The 3,520-nt window shown below is 48.7% G+C and carries 2 rRNA genes; both read right to left on the reverse strand.

Annotated features, from left to right (window positions below):
• Positions 1-41 precede the first annotated feature (41 nt).
• Positions 42-156 (reverse strand): 5S ribosomal RNA (gene rrf / locus HMPREF0013_RS23525).
• Positions 157-342: 186 nt separating this feature from the next.
• Positions 343-3,233: ribosomal RNA gene (locus HMPREF0013_RS23530) — 23S ribosomal RNA — on the reverse strand.
• Between the last annotated feature and the right edge of the window lie 287 nt (positions 3,234-3,520).

Raw genomic sequence — 3,520 nt, forward strand, 5'->3', positions numbered from 1 at the left:
AAANACCCCCATTCGTTAGAACGGGGGTGTTTAGAATAATGAGCTGGCGATGACTTACTCTCACATGGGTAACCCCACACTACCATCAGCGCTAAGAGGTTTCACTTCTGAGTTCGGGAAGGGATCAGGTGGTTCACTCTTGCTATGGTCGCCAGCACAACTGGTATGGATACTTGCTTCGTTTTATTCACTGTGTGATACGTTGCGTTTTCCAAATCTTTACAGATGGGCTGATTGGTCTGATTTTTCGTTGTTCATTTTAGCTAAGCGTTTAACTAAATCAAGTTGCTTTGCATGTTTATGAATCGATTGATGCTTCATATACAACTGCTTGGGTGTTGTATAGTCAAGCCTCACGAGCAATTAGTATTGGTCAGCTTCACATATCACTATGCTTCCACATCCAACCTATCAACGTCCTAGTCTCGAACGGCTCTTTAGAGGAATAAATTCCTAGGGAAATCTTATCTTGAGGTAGGCTTCCCGCTTAGATGCTTTCAGCGGTTATCCCTTCCGAACATAGCTACCCGGCGATGCGACTGGCGTCACAACCGGTACACCAGAGGTTCGTCCACTCTGGTCCTCTCGTACTAGGAGCAGATCCTCTCAAATTTCCAGCGCCCACGGTAGATAGGGACCGAACTGTCTCACGACGTTCTAAACCCAGCTCGCGTACCTCTTTAAATGGCGAACAGCCATACCCTTGGGACCTGCTTCAGCCCCAGGATGAGATGAGCCGACATCGAGGTGCCAAACACCGCCGTCGATATGAACTCTTGGGCGGTATCAGCCTGTTATCCCCAGAGTACCTTTTATCCGTTGAGCGATGGCCCTTCCATACAGAACCACCGGATCACTAAGACCTACTTTCGTACCTGCTCGACTTGTGGGTCTCGCAGTTAAGCGCGCTTTTGCCTTTATACTCTACGCGTGATTTCCGACCACGCTGAGCGCACCTTCGTACTCCTCCGTTACTCTTTAGGAGGAGACCGCCCCAGTCAAACTACCCACCAGACACGGTCCTCGTCCCGGATAACGGGACAGAGTTAGAACCTCAACATTACCAGGGTGGTATTTCAAGGACGGCTCCATTGGAACTAGCGTTCCAACTTCAAAGCCTCCCACCTATCCTACACAAGTAAGGTCAAAGTTCAGTGTCAAGCTGCAGTAAAGGTTCACGGGGTCTTTCCGTCTAGCCGCGGGTACACTGCATCTTCACAGCGATTTCGATTTCACTGAGCCTCTGCTGGAGACAGCGCCGCCATCATTATGCCATTCGTGCAGGTCGGAACTTACCCGACAAGGAATTTCGCTACCTTAGGACCGTTATAGTTACGGCCGCCGTTTACTGGGGCTTCGATCAAGAGCTTCGCTTACGCTAACCCCATCAATTAACCTTCCAGCACCGGGCAGGCATCACACCCTATACGTCCACTTTCGTGTTTGCAGAGTGCTATGTTTTTAATAAACAGTTGCAGCGGCCTGGTTTCTGCGGCTGTCGTCAGCTCAGGAAGCAAGTTCCATCACCAACAACAGCGTACCTTCTCCCGAAGTTACGGTACCATTTTGCCTAGTTCCTTCAGCAGAGTTCTCTCAAGCGCCTTGGTCTACTCGACCTGACCACCTGTGTCGGTTTCGGGTACGATTCCTGTGTAACTGAAGCTTAGAGACTTTTCCTGGAAGCATGGTATCAGCCACTTCACTGTACAAGTACAGCTTGCTATCGGATCTCAGTATAGAGTACCCCGGATTTGCCTAAGATACATACCTACATCCTTCCACCTGGACAACCAACGCCAGGCTGACTTAACCTTCTCCGTCCTCTCATCGCATTACACAGAAGTATTGGAATATTAACCAATTTCCCATCGACTACGCCTTTCGGCCTCGCCTTAGGGGTCGACTCACCCAGCCCCGATTAACGTTGGACTGGAACCCTTGGTCTTTCGGCGAACGGGTTTTTCACCCGTTTTGTCGTTACTCACGTCAGCATTCGCACTTCTGATACCTCCAGCATACTTCTCAATACACCTTCATCGGCTTACAGAACGCTCCCCTACCACTTGACTAATGTCAAATCCGCAGCTTCGGCACATAGTTTTAGCCCCGTTACATCTTCCGCGCAGGCCGACTCGACTAGTGAGCTATTACGCTTTCTTTAAAGGGTGGCTGCTTCTAAGCCAACCTCCTAGCTGTCTATGCCTTCCCACATCGTTTCCCACTTAACTATGATTTTGGGGCCTTAGCTGGCGGTCTGGATTGTTTTCCTCTTGACTACGGACGTTAGCACCCGCAGTCTGTCTCCCGGATAGTACTCATAGGTATTCGGAGTTTGCATCGGTTTGGTAAGTCGGGATGACCCCCTAGCCGAAACAGTGCTCTACCCCCTATGGTATTCGTCCGAGGCGCTACCTAAATAGCTTTCGGGGAGAACCAGCTATCACCAGGCTTGATTAGCCTTTCACCCCTATCCACAAGTCATCCCCTGGCTTTTCAACGACAGTGGGTTCGGTCCTCCAGTTAGTGTTACCCAACCTTCAACCTGCTCATGGATAGATCGCCTGGTTTCGGGTCTATACCCAGCAACTAAACGCCCTATTAAGACTCGGTTTCCCTACGGCTCCCCTATACGGTTAACCTTGCTACTGAATATAAGTCGCTGACCCATTATACAAAAGGTACGCAGTCACACCACGAAGGTGCTCCCACTGCTTGTATGCATGCGGTTTCAGGATCTATTTCACTCCCCTCACAGGGGTTCTTTTCGCCTTTCCCTCACGGTACTGGTTCACTATCGGTCAGTCAGGAGTATTTAGCCTTGGAGGATGGTCCCCCCATATTCAGACAAGGTTTCACGTGCCTCGCCCTACTCGTCATCATTATGTGTGCCCTTTCGTGTACGGGAATATCACCCTCTACGTTCGCACTTCCCAGAGCGTTCCACTAAAACACACATAACTTAATGGGCTGATCCCCGTTCGCTCGCCGCTACTGAGGGAATCTCAATTGATTTCTTTTCCTAAGGGTACTGAGATGTTTCACTTCCCCTCGTTCGCCTTGCAACACTATGTATTCATGTTGCAATACCTACCTTAAAGTAGGTGGGTTCCCCCATTCAGAAATCTCCGGATCAAAGGATATTTGCCGCCTCCCCGGAGCTTTTCGCAGGCTATCACGTCTTTCATCGCCTCTGACTGCCAAGGCATCCACCACATGCACTTAATTACTTGACTATACAACCCCAAACAGTCGTCAACACCTACAAGTGAGTGTTGTCCGTGCGATTCTTCATCGCTACTATCTGTTGTCTGTGTACTTAAACACTGTACAGCTTCAATCTAAATTCATATACCAAAACGCTTGATTCAGTTAATTTGCTAGTTCTCAATTCATCTAGATTAATTGCTTAATCTAAACTCTTGAGTGAACAATTTATTTCAGACTCAATTTTGCCAATCTGTTAATGAATAAACACGCCTTCGTCAGGTCATGCTTAATACCGTGATACTTAAATCACAGA

It is taken from the genome of Acinetobacter sp. SH024 (genome assembly GCF_000163635.1).
Lineage (GTDB): Bacteria > Pseudomonadota > Gammaproteobacteria > Pseudomonadales > Moraxellaceae > Acinetobacter > Acinetobacter pittii.